Raw genomic sequence first — 17,978 nt, forward strand, 5'->3', positions numbered from 1 at the left:
CGTCACCCGATCTGCGCGCGCTCGGCGCGGCCGGACTCGCGGAACGCGGCGGCCAGCGCCAGCATGCCCAGCGAGCTCGCGACCATGCGCACGAAGTTCAGCGTGGCCCACGAACCCTCGTCGAACGCGGCCCGCGCGGCGGCGAAGTCGGTGATCTTCTCCGGGTCGCCGAACGCCTCGAGCTTGTCGTTCAACGGGATGTTGCCGCCGAAGGTGATCGCCAGCGCGACGACGTAGAGCACCACCGCGACCAGGATCCAGCGGGCGGCGGCCTTGCGGCCCATCTTGTTGTACACGATCGCGGCCGCGCCGGAGAACAGGAAGGCGCCGAAGAAACCGAACGCGAAGCCGCCGGTCTGCACGCCGCGGTTGATGTTCTGCATGGCGAACACGAACGACCGGTCGTCGACCTTGGTCAGCGCCGGCATGACCAGCACGGCGAAGGCCCAGAAGAACCCCGCCATCCAGCCCATGGCCAGCGTGCTGACCCACAGCAGCGGTGCCGCGGCCCTGTTGCGGGGCCGGGAGACCGAGCCTTGGTTGCTACCCTGGTGTGCGAGCATCGGACTCTCTTTCCTGATATCGGAACGGATTTCAGCGGGAAGCGAGGCGGACCACAGTCGCGATGGCCCGCTGGTAACGCATCTTCAGCACGGTGTCACCGACCAGCCGGAACGGCAGCGGGGTCGCCGCGGCGGCCACGCGGGACGCCGTCCGGCAGTCGACGCCGTCGTACATCCAGGGGTAGAGGAACGAGCGCAACGACATCGGTGCGCTGCTGACCGACCGGTTCTCGATGCTCACGTACTGCCGGACCGTGAGGTCGTTGACGAACACCGGGAACACCACCGTCTCCTCGAGCCTGAGGTGTTCGAACAGGATCGTCTTGAACTTTTCGGCAGCGGCGGGCAGTTTGGCAAGATCCCCACCGGGTGAAAGTGCCGCCGCCACCTCGGCCATCGCCTGGTCGAGGGCCTCGTGGTCGTGTGAAAGGGCCTTTTCCTTGGCGGCGAAGCTCGGCACGGCCCGGCGCACGTCCGGGAACAGCACCTCGTCCTCGGTGCGGTGGTGCCAGTCGATGATGTCGAACAGTTCCTTGAACCAGGCGCCGACGTCGCTCGCGGTCGACCGGGTCACGTGGGGAGCGGCGGCCGCGAGGCGCTTGGCGTCGCGGCGCATGGCCACGTGCATCAGGGCGAACGCACGGATGTGCTCCGGCAGCCCTTGGACTCCGTTCTCACTGGACAGGATCTGTTCGTTGGCGGTCATGGCGTCCACACCCCCGTGGCGGCTGTTTTGGTTGCGTAGTCTGTGAAAACTCGTGGCTCGCGGCCCAGCGCCTGCTGGACCCCGTCGACCGGTTCGCAGTTGCGGCCGTCCAGGACGGTGCGGAACACCTCGACCAGCGCCCGCGGAAGTCCCTGTTCCCGCAACAGGTTCGCGTACTCGGGGAACGTCACCGGCGAGTACGCGATCTCTCGGCCGGTGGCCCGTGCGATCTCCGCGGCCGCGTCGCCGAAGGTCATCGGCTTGGGCCCGGACAGCTCGTAGATCCGCTCGTGGTGACCGTCCTCGGTGAGCGCGGCGAACGCCACATCGGCGATGTCCTCCGCGTCCAGGAACGGTTCCGGCGTGTCCCCCGCCGGTAGCTCCACCACCCCACCGAGAATCGGCGGCAACAGAAACCCTTCGCTGAAGTTCTGGGAGAACCAGCTGCAGCGCAGGATCGTCCACTGTGCACCGCTGTCCTGCACCGCCCGCTCGCTGGGACCGGCCAGCAGCTCCACGCCCCGCCCGCCGAGCAGCACGATCCGGCGCACCCCCGAGCTCACCGCGAGCTGTGAGAACTCGGCGATCTTCTCGGCCACACCGGGAAAAGCGAGCTCGGGGTAGTACACGAGGTACACACCGGTGGCGCCGGTGAGCACGGGCCCCCACGTCGACTCGTCGTCCCAGTCGAAGCGGCCCTCGCCGCCCCGCGAGGCGACCCGCATGGGCAGGTTGTGCGCGCGCAGCCGGGCGGCGACCCGGCGGCCGGTCTTGCCCGTGCCACCTAGCACCAGTGTCATGCTGTCCTCGGTCATGGGACTAGTGAATCCTTTCGGCGTAGCGTCCAGCCATAGTCGACAGGCTCACTTGCATACGGCTGCGTCTTGCGAGCATGGTTGTGGGCCGGACGTCGAGAACCCGTCCGGCCCAGCTGGGGTCCACTTCGGAAAAGCTCACGAGGCCCTGGGGGCTCGGAGTTGATCCAAATCCGCCAGCCAGTTGGACAGGCTGGTGGTGCGTAAGAGCCCGGTACCGATCAGCAGGCCGCGGTAGCCCGCGGCCAGGATCCGGGCGGCGTCCGCGGGCTGGGTGATCCCGCTGGCGCTGACCGGGCACTTCGTCCCGGCGGCGGCGAGCGCGGGCAACAGCCGGGTGCTGCGGTCGAGGTCGCCGGTGTCGCGTTCCCGGTCCTTGATGTTCTTGTTGTTCACCGCGACGACGCACTCCTCGGCGCGGTGCAGCATGTCGATCTCGCCGGCGTCGGTGACCTCGACGAACGGGGTCAGTTCGAGGTCGAGCGCGGCCTCGACCAGGTTGCGGATGCTGGTGCGGGGCAGCAGGCCCGCGGTCAGCAGCACGGCCGAGGCGCCCAACTGCCGAGCTTTCGCCAGTTGGTCACGTCGGGTGATGAAGTCCTTCTGCAGGATCGGCCGGTCGGTCAGCTGCGCGACCTCGTGCAGCATCGAGTCCGAGCCGCCGAACCACCTGCCGGTGACCACCGACAGGCAGGGCGCGCCCGCGGCCTCGTACTCGGCCACGATCTCGGGGATGGTCCGCTCGCCGAACAGGTCGTGGCCGTTCGGATCCCGGCGCTTGAGCTCCATGATCACCGGGCGCCCGGCGCCCAGCAGCGCGTCGATGAACCCCATCACGCCACCTCCACATGCCGGGCGGTGCGCCAGCCCCGGGTGATCGCCGAGATGTTCGTGCCCTGGAACCGTCCACTTTGGTCACGGGCACCGGTGTCCACGTCGATGCCCTGGAACAGCGGGTGCTGGGCCACGGCCGCGTAGTCGGCGCTGTTGTTCGCCGAGATCCCGCCGGCCAGCAGGAACGGCTTGGTGAAGCTGGGCACCAGCTCGACGACCGCCTTCGGGTGCAGCCGCTGGCCGGTGCTGCCGATCTGGCCCTGGTCGGTCACCACGTCCAGCAGGAACAGGTCCGTGCCGGCCGCCTCGTAGGCCTTGATCAGCGGGCGTTCCAGGCACTTGCCCGCCCGCAGGTGCAGCACCTTCACGATGGTCAGGTCGCTGGTCACCGCCTGGCGCAACGCCTTGACCATCACCGGCATCTGATACGCGTGCAGCTGGATCCACTGGATGCCAGTGCGTTCGACGATCTGCCGGAGGATCTCCACGTCGGACAGGAAGGTCACCAGCATCGGCTCCAGCTGGCCGGTCGCACGCGCGGCCTGCGCCAGCTGGGTCACCGTGTCGATGGACACCTCCGAGGGCCCGTCGGGAACCCCGTGCCACAGGCCGACCAGGTCCGCCCCCGCGCCGGCCAAGAGCTCGACATCGTCCCTTGTGGTCGCCCCACATACCTTCAGCAGCTTGCGGTCACGGTTCTTCGTCATTACAGCCCCAGCATGGATGCGATGCGGTTGTACTGGATCTCGTTGGTGCCCGAGTAGATCGTGCCCGCCACCGAGTTGCGCACGTCCTTCTCCAGCCCGTACTCGGCCATGTACCCGTTGCCGCCGAAGATCTGCACCGCCGAGAGGCTGGACGCGAGGTTCGCCTCGGAGGTCAGCAGCTTGGCGATGGCCATGTCCGCGGTGACGTTCTCGCCGCGCAGCAGCCGCTCGGCCGTGTCGTAGAGCCACTTGCGGGAGGTCTCCAGCCGGATCTTCATGTCCACGATCTTGTTGGCGATCGACTGGTAGGTCCCGATCGGCTTGCCGAACTGGGTCCGCTTGGTGGCGTAGTCGATGCAGCGGTCCAGCCGGTGCTGCATCTCGCCGACGTTGACGATGAACGAGAACAGGATCTCGCGCTTCATCACGTGGTCCAGCACCAGGAAACCGCCGCCGACCCGGCCGACGACGCGGTTGGCGGGGATCCGCACCTCGTCGAAGAACAGCTCGGACAGCGGCGAGGTGCGCAGGCCCATCTTCTTGATCGGGTTGCCGATCTCGAAGCCCGGCGTGTCGCGTTCGACCAGGAACGCCGTCACGCCAAGGGGTCCGCCGTCCGGGTGGGTCCTGGCGTAGACCATGAACAGGTCCGCGATCGGCCCGTTGGACACGAACGTCTTGCTGCCGTTGAGGATGAACTCGTCGCCCGCCCGGTCGGCCTTGGTGCGCATTTGCAGCGCCGCGCTGCCGCCGGACGGCTCGGAGATGGCGTGCGCGCCGATCGCGTCACCGGAGGTGATCAGCGGCAGGTACTGGTCCTTGAGCGCCGCGGAACCGAAGCGCTCCAACGGGATGCCCAGGCTGCAGATGCTCGTGGTGACCGAGAAGCACAGCCCGCCGTCGCGGCAGCCCTCGCCGAGTCCCTCCAGCACGTACATGGTGGTCAGCAGGTCCTGGCCGAGCCCGCCCCAGCGCTCGTCGAAGGGCAGGGACAGGATGCCGGACTCCTTGATCAGCTTCCACTTCTCCCAGGAGAAGGTGCCGTCCATGTCGTTCTCGACGTGGTCGGCCGACAGGGCCTCGTGCCACGCGGCCAGGCCCTCGCGCAACGCGATCTGGTCTTCGTTCCAATCGATCATCTCTAGCCGCCTTAGGGGCGATGTCCTTCTCTTGCCGGGGATGCCCGCGGATGTCCACTCCGGACACCCGCGGGGTTCCGCTCAGTACTCGGAGAACTCGTCCGAGTCGAGGTTGTGGGCCTCGTCGCCCCTCAGGGCCGGGGTGAACATGCACACCAGGCGCAGGTCCTCGTGCGGGCTCGCGATCAGGTAGTGCGGGTCGTGCTTGTCCAGCGCGTAGATCGTGCCCGGGGTGATCGGGAAGGAGTTGCCTGCCATGTCGACCACCTCGCCGGACCCCTCGATGCAGTAGCAGGCCTCGAGGTGGTTGCGGTACTCCAGGTGCGACTTGGTGCCCGCCCGGACCAGGGTGTCGGTCACGGTGTAGCCCATGCCGTCGGACTCCAGCAGGAAGCGGCGGCTCAGGCCGTTGCCCCACTCCACGGTCTTCACGTCGTCGATGTGGCGGATGATCATCGTCAACTCCCTTGTGCCTCAAGAAACCCTTGCGTGGTGGGGGCGGGCCCCCGTCAGGGGGTCGGTGATTGCACCGGATGGACCGAGCGGACGAAGTCCTCGAACTCACCGACCACGTCGTGCCCGTGCGCGAGGGCTTCCTCGACCCGCGCCACTCCCGCGGAGCCGACGATCACCGCGTCGGCCCCCAGGCCGGCGACCGTGGTGACGTCGTCTCTCGTCTTGACCCCGAACCCGACCGCGATCGGCACCCGCGTGCCCTCCCGCAGCGTGCTCACCGTCCCGGCCAGCTCGGTGAAGCCCCCGGCCGGAGCGGTGCCGCTGCGGCCGTACTGGGCGACCAGGTAGAGGTAGGCCGAGGCGTGCGTGACCGCCTCGGCCATCACCTCAGGCGTGGAGACCTTGTGGTAGCAAGTGGTCACGATGGGCAGGCCAACGGCTTTGGTGACCTCGTAGTACCCCTTGCGCACCCGCGGCGGGACCGCGTGCAGCAGCAGGCCGTCCGCGCCGGACTGCTGGATCTCGGCGACGACCCCGTCCAGCGGCCGGCTCTTGATCGAGTAGCTCCAGTCGGCGAGCAACGCGATCCGCAGCCGGCGCAGCCGGGGCCGCACGTCGGCGATGAAGGCGAGAACTTCGGCCAGGCCGACGCCGAGCGCCAGGGCGCGGTCGTGCGAGCGCCGGATGACCGGCCCGTCGGTGACCGAGCCCGGGAACGGCACCGCCAGTTCCAGGCAGTCCACGCCCACCTCGTCGAGCATCAGCACGAGGTCGGTGAGCACATCCAACGGCGGGTCACCGGCGTTGAGGAACAACGCCAACCCAGGCTCACCGGCGGCGGATGATTGGTCGAAGAACTCAGCCATTGACAGCCACATCCTCTCCGGCAGCTTTCTTCACGATCGACAACTTGCGTTGCGCGGGCGCACGCATGCTGTCGACGAGGGCACGGGCCGCCCCACCGCGGATGGCCTGGCGTGCGGTCTCGATCGCCGTCGGCCAGTCCTCGATCCTGCCCGTGGCCACGGCCAGCGAGGCCGCGTTGAGCGCGATCGTGTCGGTGGCGATGTCCCCGGCCTCGCCGGACACCACGGACAGGAAGTGGTCGACCACCGAGTCGAGATCCTTGGCCGGGGCCAGGTCCTCGAAGGTGCCCGCGTCGGAGGTGAACCGGCCGGCCCACACCCGGATCATGGTGGTCTCGTCGTTGGTGTACACCACGTTGTCGGCGAAGCCGAGCAGCTCGTCCGCACCGGAGTCGTTGGTGCACAACCAGATCCTGCGGTCGGTGATGCTCGCCGCCAGCCGCCGCAGCTCGGCCTGCGGGGCGTGCACCGACACACCGGTGACCTGGGCCGAGACCGGCAGCGCCGCCAGGAACGGCCCGAAGGCGTTGAGGAACCGGCCGAACGGCTTCAGGCTCATCGGCATGATGCTGCGTGCCAGCCTGGTCAGCTCGGCCGGGTAGACGAACGGACCGGCGAAGGCGATGCCGTGACGGTCCAAGGTGTCCTCGGTGTGCCGGTAGGACCGGGTCAGCGTGACCCCGAGCCGGTCCAGCAGGTCGACCGAGCCGACACTGCTGGTGTAGGCCCGGGAACCGGTCTTGACCACCTTGACCCCCATGGCCGCGGCCACGAAGGCCGACGCCGTGGAGATGTTGAAGGTCTTGGGCCCACCGCCGGTGCCGACGATGTTGACCGAACCCGGCCAGTCCGCCGTCACCGGCTCACGCCGCTCGTTGAGCGACGCCAGCATGTTCCGCAGCGAGTCGTGATCGGGCAGCCTGGTGGCCAACGAGGTCAGCAGGGCAACGGCCTCACCTCGGTCGAGGTCGCCGGTGCCGAGCTGGTCCCAGAATGACCGCCAGGTCTCCTGCTCGATCGCGGACCGCTGGTCCAGGAGCGCTGCTACCGCGGGGTGCATCCTGCTCAGCTCCCAGCGACCTTCTCGTTCTGGTGCTCGGCCACGAAGGTGTCGATCGCCGCGACGCTGCGGAAGTTGTTCGGGTCCAGGTCGGTGTCGTGCACGGCCAGCTGGAAGTGGTCCTCGACCCAGGCGATCAGCTTCAGCAGGCCCAGGCTGTCGATCACGCCGTCGGCCAGCAGGTCGTAGTCGGCCGCCAGCTCACTCGCGCTGACGTCCGGCAGGAACTCGTCGATCACGAACTTCTTGATGACATCTGCGTTGCTCATGACGTCCTTCCCTTACTTCTTCAAACTCTCGACCTGGTTACGGTCGACTTTCCCGGTGGAGGTCTTCGGCAGCGGTGTGTCCACAATGGTCAGCGTGGACGGGATGGCCGCCTGCGGAAGACGTCGTGCGCAGTGCTGGCGCAGCGTCAGGCTGTTCAGCTTGCTGTCCGGGGCCCGGTACACCGCGGCGACGAGCTTCTTGCCGGCGATGGGATCCGGCACGGCGACAACCGCCGCCTCCACCACCGCCGGGTGCTCCTGCAGCACGTGCTCGACCTCGGCGGTGTTGATCGCCACGCCGCGCACCTTCACCTGGAAGTCGCTGCGGCCGATCAGGAACACGCGGCCGTCGGCCTCGCGGCGGACCAGGTCGCCGGACCGGAACCACGGCCGGCTGTCCTGACCGGTGGGGTGCGGCACGAACTTGTCGGTGTGCCGCGTGCGGTCGAGGTACCCGGCCGCCTGGAACGGCGTGGACACGTACAGCTCGCCGGTTCCCGGTCCATCCAGGACAGTTCCGTCCTCGGACAGGACCAGGGTGTGCACGCCCGGCAACGGTTTGCCGATGGACACCGGCGGCGTCTCACCGACGGCCAGGTCGTGCATGAAGCTGTCGTTGGTCTCGGTGCAGCCGTAGATGTTGTGCAGCCGGGCGTTCGGGAACAGCCTGGGCAGCTCGGCCAGGGTGCGGTCGGGGATCGCGTCCCCGGTGAACATCACCCGGTCCACACTGGACAGCCGTTCCTCGTCCGGGCGGGCGACGTCCAGCAGCAGGCCGAAGAACATCGGCACCGCCTGGATGACGTTCACCTCGTGCTTGACCACCAGGTCCAGCAGGTACCGGCCGTTGGCCGCGTAGTCGGCGTCCACCAGCACGACCTGCCCGCCGTGTGCGAGCGTGGTCCACACGTCCAGCAGGCACAGGTCGAAGTTCAGCGGGGCGTAGTTCAGCACCGTCCTACCGGGACGGATGTCGAACTGCGTGCCCGCCCACTCGACGAACTTGTCGATCCCGCGCTGTGGCAACGGAACGATCTTCGGCAGCCCGGTCGACCCTGACGTGGTGAGCATGAAATGGACACTGTCCACATCGGTCGCCAGGACCACGGTCCGATCGGCGTCGGCGTCCGGGACGAACTCCTCGACACCCTCGGGGACAACGACATGACGGCAGCTCGCCTGCGCGAACAGGCTCGTCAGCGAGGAGTTGGCCAGCGCCGGAGAGGGCAGCAGGAACCGCCGGCCGGCCAGGAAGGCCCCCAGCACCAAGGCGACCGCCTCGGGGGACTTCTTGGCCAGCAGGCCGACCGGCTCGCCGTCCTTGAGGTCCAGCCACTCCAGCCGGGCGCGAGCCTTGTCGGCCAGCTCGTACAGCTGGCCGTAGGTCGTCACCTCGCCGTGCCAGACCAGCGCGGGCGCTCCCGGCCTGCGACTGACCTGCGCGAGGAAACTCTCGCGGAATGACGTGGTCATGCCAGCTCCACCCAGCCGCTCTTCAGAGCGACACCACTCGGCGACTTCACGCTGAAGCGCACGAACTTCTCGTCTTGTTGCAACACGATGTCGAGTGGCGTGCCGGGCAGGACCGCCGAGGAGAACCGGGCGCCAGTGCCGCGGATCGCCTCGACGTCGCCGTTGGCGTACCGGTCGACGACCTCCTCCACGACCACGCCGAGGACGCTCATCCCGTGGCAGATCACGCCATCGGCGAACCCGGCCTCTTTCGCGGCCACGTCGTCGAGGTGGATCGGGTTGAGGTCACCGGAAGCGTGCGCGTAGCGAGTCACCGTGTCGCGGGCGATCGAACGCGTGACCGTCTGCGGCTCGGCGGTGCTGCCCTTGCCGGGGTACGGCGGCAGCTCACCGAAGGTCTCCGGGGTCACCGCGCCGACCAGCATCGCGCCGGTGACCAGCTCGGCCAGCTCGCAACCGTCCTCCGCCAGCAGCTTCGTGCGCATCCCGACCTGAACGCCCTTGCCCAGCTTGCGAGCGCCGACGACCTCGAGAGCGACCGTCACGGGCTCGTAGGCCAGCAGCGGCCGGTGCACGGTGATCTCCTGCGAGAGGTGCACCCGGCCGACCGGGGAACCGTCCGCTGTGGACGCTCCGATCAGGTTCACCGACTCGTCGATCACGGGCGAGGCGACCACGAAGGCGTGCAACGGCGAGGCGCCGGTCGCGGGCGCGAGCCCGGTCCGGACCACGTCCCGGTAGGCCGCGATCTCTTCCCCGGTCACGGTTCGCACTACGTTCGCTGTCAGCTCGGTCATACCGGCGTCACCACCAGACAGGCGTTGTGGCCGCCGAAGCCGAACGAGTTCGACAGCGCCGCGCCGGAGGCCACCTTGCGGGGCGCGCCGTGCACGACGTCGATCTCCATCCCGGGCTCCAGCTGCTCATGGTTTGCGGTTGGGGGGACCACGGACTCACGCATGGCCATGACCGTGGCGATCAGCTCCACCGAGCCGGCGGCTCCGATCAGGTGCCCGATGACGCTCTTGGACGAGGTCACCGGCGGGCCGTCCGGCCCGAAAACCTTGTGCAGCGCAACGGCTTCCGCACGGTCGTTGGCGACCGTGGAGGTGCCGTGCGCGTTCACGTGCACGATGTCCGAAGTAGACAGACCGGCGCTGGCGATCGCGCCCTGCATGGCGGCCACCGCACCGGCGCCCTGCTCGTCCGGCATGGACAGGTGGAACGCGTCCGCGGTGGAGGCGTACCCGGCGATCTCCGCGTACTGGCGGGCACCCCGGGCGCGGGCGTCCTCGGCTCGTTCCAGCACAACGAATCCGGCGCCCTCGCCCATCACGAACCCGTCCCGGTCCTTGTCGAACGGACGGCACGCGATCTCGGGGGTCTCGTTGCGGGAGGTCGTGACGGCGTTGAGGTTGCCGAACGCGGCCAGCGTCACCTCGGTCATGATCGACTCGGCGCCACCGGCGATGACCACGTCCACCTGGCCGCTCTGCAGCAGCATCTTGGCGTACCCGATCGAGTCGGCCCCGCTGGCGCAAGTGGACGCGATGGTCAGCGCGGGCCCGTGCCAGCCCAGCTTCATCGACAGCCCGGCGGCGGCCGCGTTCGGCATGTTGATCAACGGCATCAGCGGGTTGACCTTGGCCGGCCCGCCCTCGTAGTACTTGCGGGTCTCGTCGTCACTCGTGCGCCGGCCGCCGACCGCGTTGCCGATCACGATCGCGGCGCGGGCCGGGTCGGGCGTCGGCGAACCGGCGTCCTGGAACGCGGCCAGCGCGGCGGTCACGCCGTAGCGCGCGAACGGGTCCAGCCGGCGCGCCTCCTTGGCCGCCAGCAGGCCGACCTCGTCGAACCCCTTGATCCGGCAGCCGATCTGGACCTTGTGCCTGGACAGGTCCATGTCCTCGATCCGCGCGGCGGTGGACCTCCCGGCCCGCAGCACGCTCCAGAACGAGTCCAAGGCGCAGCCCGCTGGCGAGACCACTCCCATTCCGGTGATGACGACAGACATATTCGCTCCAGGTCAGGCCGCGATCAGGCGGGTTTGGAACGCGGCGACGCGAAGCGCGTTGGCCGCGATGTCGATGTCGGCGCTGGTGTGCCGGGCGGTGACGACGATCCGCAGCCGCGCCAGGTTGTTGGGCACGGCCGGGGAGAGCACCGGCAGGCCGATCACGCCGGCCTTCCGGCAGGCCGCCGCGTAGTCGTACGCGGCGGCGTCCGATCCGCAGATGATCGGGATCATGGCTGTCTCGGAGAAGCCGGTGTTGAGACCGGCTTCCCCGAGGACACTGCGCAACCTGGCCGACTCCCGCTGGATGTGTGTCACGCGACCGGGTTCTAGGTCCAGGATGCGCAGCGCTTCGAGGGCCGCCGCCGCTTGCGCGGGCCCCAGCGCGGCCGAGAACAGGAACGGGCGGGCACGGAACTTCAGGAACCGCATGAGCCGTTCCGAGCCCGCGGCCCACCCGCCCATGGACGGTATGGCCTTGGACAACGTGCCGACCTTGAGGTCGACCAGGTCGTAGCGGCCGAAGTGCTCCTCGATGCCCCGGCCGGTCTTGCCGATCACGCCCAGGGAATGCGCCTCGTCCGCCATGATCAGCGCGCCATGGCGGTCGCAGACCTCGCGGATCGCGGGCAGCGGCGCGATGTCGCCGTCCATCGAGTACACGCTGTCCACCACGACCAGGCGCATCCCGTGTGGACTGGCCTCCTTGAGGCGCCGCTCCAGGTGCTCCGGGTCGTTGTGCCGGAACCGGCTGACCGTGGCCCCGGACAGCTTGGCGCCGTCGATCAGGCTGGCGTGCACGTACTTGTCCACCAGCAGGGTGTCGTCCGGGGTGACCAGGCTGCCGATCACCCCGGTGTTGACCGCGTAGCCCGAGCTGAACACGAGGGCCGCGTCGCGGCTGACGAACGCCGCGATCTCCTCCTCGAGCTCCTCGTGCAGCGGGATCGTGCCCGCCAGCGCCCGCACCCCGTGGTTGCCGGTGCCGTAGTGCTCCAGCGCGGTCCTGGCCGCGTCGATGACCCGGTGGTCCCCGTTCAGGCCCAGGTAGCTGTACCCGGACAGCATCAGCAGGCGCTCACCGTCCAGCGTGACGTATGGGTTCTCGAGCTCCATCTCGTAGGGCACGAAGCTCGCCCGCCGGCTGTCGTCCCACTCGAGGGAACGCATACGCCGGGCTATGGCCTCGAGCCTCGGCTCGATGCGGTCCCACCCTCCAGCTGCGTTCACGTGACCTCTCCCGTCTGTCCAGGGCAAGTTCTACGGGAGCCGCCGCAAGCCGGGCGCAACACGCGAAGCCGGGCGCCACCTGGGCATAAGGGGCAGGGGTATGAATTTTTCAGGGGTGGACGTGTGAGATGCTGTAGGTAGTATTTATACGAACGTCCGATTGGGCGTGACGGTTTCACTGAGGGGTCGAGGTGGTCAGCGTGCTGATCAGGCTCACCGGTCTCGTGACGATCGAGCGCGACGGGGCCGCGCCGAGGCACCTGTCGAGTGCGCAGGCGCAGGTCGCCTTCGCCCGGCTGGTGCTGGAACGTGCCGGGGGCACGGGTCGCGACCACCTGGCGGACACGGTCTGGCCGGAGGGGCTGCCGGACACCTGGGCGTCGGCGCTGCGCAGCGTCGTCAGCCGGGTCCGCGGGTTCGTGGCGATCGACAACTCGTCCGCTCCGCCGATCGTGGCGCAGGGCGGGCGCTACCTGCTGCGGCTGCCCGCGGGGGCGGTCATCGACGTTGAGCAGGCCGAGGTCGACGTGGTGCACGCGACCGAGGCGTTCACCGCCGGGGAGTTCGCGGACGCCGAGCGAATGGCCGCGGCCGCGGTGACCGTGCTGGAACGGCCGTTCATGCCGGACCACGAGGGCGAGTGGCCTAACAGTGTTAGAGAGCGGCTGGGCGAGCTGCTGGTCTCGGCTTTGGAGACCGCGAGCCTGGCCGCCTCCGCCTTGAACGACGAACGCAACGCGCTGAGGTTCGCCGACGAAGCCGTCCGGCGGGCGCCGCTGCGCGAGAGCGCGCACCGCTGCCGGATGACCGCGCACGTGGCCGCGGGCAACCGGGCCGAGGCGCTGCGGTCGTACCACGAACTGCGCCGGATGCTGGCCGAGGAGCTGGGCATCGACCCCGCCCCGGAGACCCAGGCCGCGTACGCCGAGCTGCTCGGCAGCCCGGTCGCGGCGCCGAGCCGGCCGCGTTCGTCGAAGACCCGCCCGGGCGGGACCACCGCTGTTCCCTTTGCAGGCCGACGGCAAGAGCTGGCCCGGCTGGCCGCAACCTGGGCGCAAGTCGAGGACGGCGCCGGGCACCTGGTCCTGGTCACCGGCGAGCCCGGGATCGGCAAGACGCGGCTGGTGACCGAGGCCGCGCGGCGGATCAGCGTGGCGGGCGGGATCGTGATGTACGGGCGCGCGGACAACGGGTCGACCGTGCCGTGCCAGCCCTTCGTCGAGGCCCTGGGCGGTTACGTCGCCGCGACCCCGGAGGACTCCATGCCGGAGCTCAGCCGGGCCGCGCAGGAGACCGTGAGCTCGTTGCTGGCCGCGCGGGAACCGTTGGACGACCTGGGTTCCTCGAAGCGCGCCGAACTCCTGCTGGCGCTGACCGAGTTGCTCGTCAAGGTGGCCAAGGACCAGCCGGTCTTCGTCGTCCTGGACGACCTCGACCTGGCCGATGACGACACTTTGGTGATGTTGCGGCAGATCTACCGGAGGCGGCACGGGGCCTCGCTGATGATCGCCGCGACCGCCGGGCGCCGGCCGGACGCGTTCGCCGCCGCCGTGCACGACGTGGACCGCGAGGGCTGGCTGCGCCGGATCCCGCTGGCGGGCCTGGACGAGGCCGACGTGCGGGCGTTGATCCGCCGTGTGCTGCCGGAGACCGCTTCCGTTCCCGCGCCGCACCAGCTCGTGGCGGACACCGCGGGGAACACGTTCCTGCTGCTGGAGTTGCTGCGCTGGCACGGTGACACCTCGCGGCCCGCGATTCCCTCGGGGATCGTCGAGTACGTCAGTACCCGGCTGGCCGCGTTGGATCCTTGCGCTAGGCAACTGTTGCGTACTGCCGCCGCTGCCGGGCCTTCGTTCGAGCTCGACCTGGTCGCCGAAGCCGCTGAGATCTCGACCGATTCGTCGGTCGAGGCGCTCGATGTGCTTGTCACCGACGGGTTGCTGGTCGAGACGGAGCACGAGTTCCGGTTCGTGCACGACATCGTGCGGCGAGCCATCTACCAGCAGGCGAGCGCGGCTCGTCAGCGCTGGCTGCACACCCGCCTCGCCGACGCGATCGAGTTGCGTCGTGCCGGGGAACTTGGCCGCTACAGCCGGACGATGGCGCACCACCGCGCCGCTGGGGCCGTCCCGCACGGCGATCAGCGGGCCGTGCGGTGGGGGTGGCGTGCTGCTGCTCGCGCGTCTCAGGACGGGGCGCCGAACGAGGCGGTTCACTTGCACCGCCAGGCTTTGCAGCACGTTCCCGCGGCCGACCACGAGCTGCGTGCCGAAGCGTTGACGCACCTGGGTTTGGCGCAGCTGGCGGCCGGTCACAGCGACTGCGAGCAGACGCTTCTCGATGGGGCGATCCAGGCTTTGCACAACGGCCGGCTGAACATGGCCGCACAGGCCGCTTTGGGGCTCGCCGACGTGGTGATGAGCCGGCCGGGCCTGCGAAGCGAGGCCACCGCGTTGATCTCCATCCTGGTGGACCCCTCCTCGCGTGGGGTGAGCGCCGTCGACGACGTCACAGTTGGACGGTTGCTCGCGCGACAGTCGCAGTTGGGCGGTTCGGTCGGCAGCGGAACGCAGGCGACCGACGCCCTGACGGCGATGACCCGGGAGCTGCAACTCCTGGAGGGCCCCAAGGACATCAAGCGGCGGATGGACCTCGCCGCGGAGATGCGGGCCCTCGCGGCCGCGGTGGACGACAAGTACTTCCAGATCGTCGCGACGCACCACCGGGCCATGGCCGCGGAGATCGGCGGCGACCACATCCTCAGCGCGAACGCCGTTGCGGACCTCCAAGCGGCGATCGACGCGGCCGAGGGCGACCACTTCGGTGCGGCACTGCGCCGTGACCACACGGTGGCTTTGGCCGTCACCGAAGGGCGTTTCACCGACGCCGCCGCGATAACCCAACGGGTGCACCGGGTTCCGGACGACACCGACCACCGGATCGCGCCCGTGCCGGGAACCTTGGCCGCCCGCCAGATGATCGTGGCCGGCTGGTTGCGCCGCAGCTCCTGGCCCGCCTCGGACACCCGGTTCTCCAGCACGTACGAGGCCGCCGAACGGTCCCTTGTGGCCCTTGTCGGCGGTGACCGGGGCCTGCCGCACCTCACCGTGCGCGCTCTGGCCACCGGCGTCGAACCGTTGCCCTCCGGCGACGAATGGCCGCACATCGTGGGCCTGCTGGCCCTCGGCGGGGTGGAGCTCGGCGACCCGGCCACCGCCGAGGCGTTACGCGGCCTGCTCGAACCGTACGCGGAGCTCAACTGTGGAGTGGGCTACCGCAGCTTCGTCGGGCCCGCGTCATTCCATCTCGGCCGCCTCGCGGTTATCGTTGGAGACTGGGACGACGCCGAACGCCACCTCACCGCGGCGTTGACGGGCCTCGCCCTCCGGCAGGCACGACCATGGATGGCACTGGCTCAACTGGCGCTGGCACAGGCATTGGAGGCCAGAGGACGCGCAGGGGACCGAAGGCGAGCGGAGACCCTGCGGGCAGAGGCGAACTGGACACTCGCCAGCCTCGACCTCCAGCCCCAGTCAGCGTAACCGGCCCCCTCACGGGTAATTCCCTCCCCGTGAGGGGGCTTTTGCGCGTGTCCCACATTCGCGGGGGCCGTGTTCCCCATTGGCGGACCCCGAATTCTCCGTCGCGTTTCCGCGAAAGAGGAACTCGGGGTCCACGAACGTGGGACACGGCCCCCGTGAGTGTGGGACACGCGCGGGATATGGCAAGGCGGCCAGACTCGGCGTTGAGTCTGGCCGCCTTGGGGTGCGCACTCACGTGATCGACACACCACCGTCGACGCTGATGACCTGACCCGTGGTGAAGTCGCACTCCAGGAACAGGGCCATCGAGCGGGCGACCTCCTCCGGGGTGCCGAACCGCGGGATCGGCGACTTCTCCCGGATGGAGTCCATCACACCGTCGGACAGGTCCTTGGTCATGGTGGTGACCATGAACCCCGGCGACAGCGCGTTCACCGTGACCCCGCGCCGGCCGCACTCGGCGGCCAGGGTCCGGGTGAACCCGATGATGCCGGCCTTGGAGGCCGAGTACGCCGTCTGGCCCGCGGAGGCGATCAGGCCGGACGGGGACACGACGTTGACGATCCGGCCCCACCGCTTGCGCAGCATGTGTCCAACCGCGACCCGCGAGGTGTGGAACGTCCCGATCAGGTTGGTCTCGATGACCGAGCGCCAGTCGTCCGGGTTCTGCATGGCCATCAGCGAGTCCTTGCGGATGCCGCCGTTGTTGACCAGGACGTCGATCGGGCCGAGACCCTCGGAGATCTCCTTGTACATCTTGTTGACTTCGTCCCACGAGGCGACGTCACCGGTCACCACGATGGAGTCGTTCTCGAGCTTGTCCGCGACGGCCTGGGCCCGCTCGCGGGAACTGTTGTAGTGCACGGCGACCCGGCACCCCAGCGCGTCCAGCTCGATGGCCAGCGCCTGGCCCAGCCCGCCGGAGGCGCCGGTCACCAACGCGACCGGCGAGTCCGGGCGGGCCACATCCACAAACTGCTTCCGGCTCATGCCGACACACCGCCCCATCGAAGAAGGGTCGATCCCCAGGTCATGCCGGCGCCGAAGCCGGCAAGCAGCACCAGCTCGCCATCCTTGAACCGGCCCTCGTCCAGCGCCTCGGCCAGTGCGATGGGCATGGACGCGGACGCGGTGTTGCCGTACTTGTACAGGTTGGTGACCAGCCGCTCCGGCTTGAGGCCGGTGTGCTCGAGGATCGAGTTGATGATCCGAATGTTTGCCTGGTGCGGAACGAAGTGGTCCACGTCGTCCGCGGTGAACTTCGCCTGCTCGAGCGTGGCACGCACCGAGCGGACGGTGAAGCGGACCGCGTTGAGGTAGATCTCGTTCCCCTTGATCTCCGAGTAGTGCAGCCCTTCCTGGAAACTGGTCGCCGTGGTCGGCATGCGGCTACCGCCTGCCTTGACGCGCAAGCTGTCCTGGCGCGAACCGTCCGCGCCGAGGTTCCAGGAGAGCATCCACTCGTTGGCGCTGGGCTCGATCACGACCGCACCGGCGCCATCGCCAACGAGGATGCCCAGGTCCCGGTCGACCGGGTTGAGCTGCGTGGAGTGCGTGTCCGCGCCGACGATCAGGATCGGCCTCGGGTCGATCTTCATCATCGCCGAGGCGAAGATGAGGCCGTAGATCCACCCTGAGCACTCCGCGTTCACGTCGTGCGCGCTGCCCTCGATGCCGAGGCCGTGGTGCACGAACGCGGACGTGGCGGGAGAGAGCTGTTCCGGCGTCGCCGTCGCCACGATGAGGTGGGCGATGTCGCTGCCGCGCAGCCCGGCCTTCTCGAGCGCCTTCCGGCCAGCCTCGATGGCCAGAGTGGCGGTCGACTGGCCCGGTTCGATCCGCCTGCGCTCGTGGATGCCGCACCGGCTGACGATCCAGTCCTCGTCGATGCCGAACTGCTCCGCGAGCTCAGGGGAGGTGACAACGCGCTCGGGTACGGCGATGCCCCACCCGGTGATGTCGAAGCCGTTCACGGCCGGTTACGCTTCGGTCGGCTGCGCGGCCAGCGCGACGAGCTTCGCGTGCACCGTACGCAACGTGGTGGCGTCGTCGATGTCGCTGAACAGCGACTCGTCGGCGGGGATGTGCGGGTATTTGTTCTGGAAGCCGTACAGCCACTCCATCAGGTCCAGCGAGTCGATGTCCGAGATCTGCTGGAGAGCAGCGTCGACATCGACCTCAGCGGCACCCGACACGGCCTGCAGCTGCTCTGCCAGCTCCTCGACAGTGGGCAGTTCCATTTGCCTTGCTCCTCTCGAATGCTCCGGGCTCCGCGGTTCACGAGTCCCAGGGCTGCCGTTCTGG

General features: G+C 69.0%; 18 protein-coding genes. 1 reads left to right on the forward strand and 17 read right to left on the reverse strand.

Features of this window, described 5'->3' with window-relative positions; all coding sequences use genetic code 11:
• Positions 1–2: 2 nt before the first annotated feature.
• The 14 genes from AB0J95_RS24455 to AB0J95_RS24520 all read right to left on the reverse strand — a co-directional run bounded on the left by AB0J95_RS24455 (position 3) and on the right by AB0J95_RS24520 (position 12,072).
• On the reverse strand, positions 3–563 hold the full coding sequence (locus AB0J95_RS24455; RefSeq protein WP_364761924.1) for a DUF1772 domain-containing protein: 561 nt from the start codon (positions 561–563) through the stop codon (positions 3–5).
• Between the two features lie 31 nt (positions 564–594).
• Positions 595–1,269 carry a hemerythrin domain-containing protein gene (locus AB0J95_RS24460; RefSeq protein WP_364761927.1) on the reverse strand — a complete coding sequence of 225 codons (675 nt, stop codon included), beginning with the start codon at positions 1,267–1,269 and terminating at the stop codon, positions 595–597.
• Positions 1,266–2,084, reverse strand: coding sequence for an NmrA family transcriptional regulator (locus AB0J95_RS24465; protein WP_364761930.1), 819 nt, complete (start codon positions 2,082–2,084; stop codon positions 1,266–1,268). Before AB0J95_RS24465 ends, AB0J95_RS24460 begins: the two co-directional genes overlap by 4 nt.
• A gap of 138 nt (positions 2,085–2,222) precedes the next feature.
• Complete coding sequence (locus AB0J95_RS24470; protein WP_364761933.1) at positions 2,223–2,918, reverse strand: hypothetical protein; 696 nt, start codon at positions 2,916–2,918, stop codon at positions 2,223–2,225.
• Entirely contained in the window at positions 2,918–3,625 is a 708-nt protein-coding gene (locus AB0J95_RS24475) for a hypothetical protein (RefSeq protein WP_364761936.1), read from the reverse strand. Before AB0J95_RS24475 ends, AB0J95_RS24470 begins: the two co-directional genes overlap by 1 nt.
• Complete coding sequence (locus tag AB0J95_RS24480) at positions 3,625–4,764, reverse strand: acyl-CoA dehydrogenase family protein (RefSeq protein WP_364761939.1); 1,140 nt, start codon at positions 4,762–4,764, stop codon at positions 3,625–3,627. Before AB0J95_RS24480 ends, AB0J95_RS24475 begins: the two co-directional genes overlap by 1 nt.
• Positions 4,765–4,845: 81 nt before the next feature.
• Positions 4,846–5,220 (reverse strand): ectoine synthase, encoded by a 375-nt coding sequence (locus tag AB0J95_RS24485; protein WP_364761942.1) that lies wholly within the window; start codon positions 5,218–5,220, stop codon positions 4,846–4,848.
• A gap of 53 nt (positions 5,221–5,273) precedes the next feature.
• The gene (gene trpA / locus AB0J95_RS24490) at positions 5,274–6,086 is read right to left on the reverse strand and encodes a tryptophan synthase subunit alpha (RefSeq protein WP_364761945.1); all 813 of its coding nucleotides are present in this window, start codon (positions 6,084–6,086) and stop codon (positions 5,274–5,276) included.
• Positions 6,079–7,146 carry a hypothetical protein gene (locus tag AB0J95_RS24495; protein ID WP_364761948.1) on the reverse strand — a complete coding sequence of 356 codons (1,068 nt, stop codon included), beginning with the start codon at positions 7,144–7,146 and terminating at the stop codon, positions 6,079–6,081. The genes trpA and AB0J95_RS24495 overlap by 8 nt, the downstream gene beginning before the upstream one ends.
• Before the next feature lie 5 nt (positions 7,147–7,151).
• Entirely contained in the window at positions 7,152–7,415 is a 264-nt protein-coding gene (locus AB0J95_RS24500) for a phosphopantetheine-binding protein (protein ID WP_364761950.1), read from the reverse strand.
• A gap of 12 nt (positions 7,416–7,427) precedes the next feature.
• Positions 7,428–8,888: an AMP-binding protein gene (locus AB0J95_RS24505; RefSeq protein WP_364761953.1), complete on the reverse strand. Its 1,461-nt coding sequence runs from the start codon at positions 8,886–8,888 to the stop codon at positions 7,428–7,430.
• Positions 8,885–9,685: a MaoC/PaaZ C-terminal domain-containing protein gene (locus AB0J95_RS24510; protein WP_364761956.1), complete on the reverse strand. Its 801-nt coding sequence runs from the start codon at positions 9,683–9,685 to the stop codon at positions 8,885–8,887. Before AB0J95_RS24510 ends, AB0J95_RS24505 begins: the two co-directional genes overlap by 4 nt.
• Positions 9,682–10,902, reverse strand: coding sequence for a beta-ketoacyl-[acyl-carrier-protein] synthase family protein (locus AB0J95_RS24515; RefSeq protein ID WP_364761959.1), 1,221 nt, complete (start codon positions 10,900–10,902; stop codon positions 9,682–9,684). The genes AB0J95_RS24510 and AB0J95_RS24515 overlap by 4 nt, the downstream gene beginning before the upstream one ends.
• Positions 10,903–10,914: 12 nt before the next feature.
• A complete protein-coding gene (locus AB0J95_RS24520; protein ID WP_364761962.1) occupies positions 10,915–12,072 on the reverse strand; it encodes an aminotransferase class I/II-fold pyridoxal phosphate-dependent enzyme in 1,158 nt (385 codons plus the stop codon).
• A 260-nt stretch (positions 12,073–12,332) separates the two neighbouring features.
• On the opposite strand from AB0J95_RS24520, the gene AB0J95_RS24525 reads away from it, so the two are divergent.
• Positions 12,333–15,674, forward strand: coding sequence for an AAA family ATPase (locus AB0J95_RS24525; RefSeq protein ID WP_364761965.1), 3,342 nt, complete (start codon positions 12,333–12,335; stop codon positions 15,672–15,674).
• Positions 15,675–15,905: 231 nt separating this feature from the next.
• On the opposite strand, the gene AB0J95_RS24530 is transcribed toward AB0J95_RS24525, so the two are convergent.
• The 3 genes from AB0J95_RS24530 to AB0J95_RS24540 are packed head-to-tail and all read right to left on the reverse strand — an operon-like array spanning position 15,906 to position 17,914.
• On the reverse strand, positions 15,906–16,664 hold the full coding sequence (locus tag AB0J95_RS24530) for a 3-oxoacyl-ACP reductase family protein (RefSeq protein WP_364761968.1): 759 nt from the start codon (positions 16,662–16,664) through the stop codon (positions 15,906–15,908).
• Positions 16,661–17,647, reverse strand: coding sequence for a ketoacyl-ACP synthase III (locus AB0J95_RS24535; RefSeq protein WP_364761971.1), 987 nt, complete (start codon positions 17,645–17,647; stop codon positions 16,661–16,663). Before AB0J95_RS24535 ends, AB0J95_RS24530 begins: the two co-directional genes overlap by 4 nt.
• A gap of 6 nt (positions 17,648–17,653) precedes the next feature.
• On the reverse strand, positions 17,654–17,914 hold the full coding sequence (locus tag AB0J95_RS24540; RefSeq protein ID WP_364761974.1) for a hypothetical protein: 261 nt from the start codon (positions 17,912–17,914) through the stop codon (positions 17,654–17,656).
• Positions 17,915–17,978: the final 64 nt, after the last annotated feature.

The organism is Actinocrispum sp. NPDC049592 (assembly GCF_040675465.1).
Taxonomy (GTDB): domain Bacteria; phylum Actinomycetota; class Actinomycetes; order Mycobacteriales; family Pseudonocardiaceae; genus Kibdelosporangium.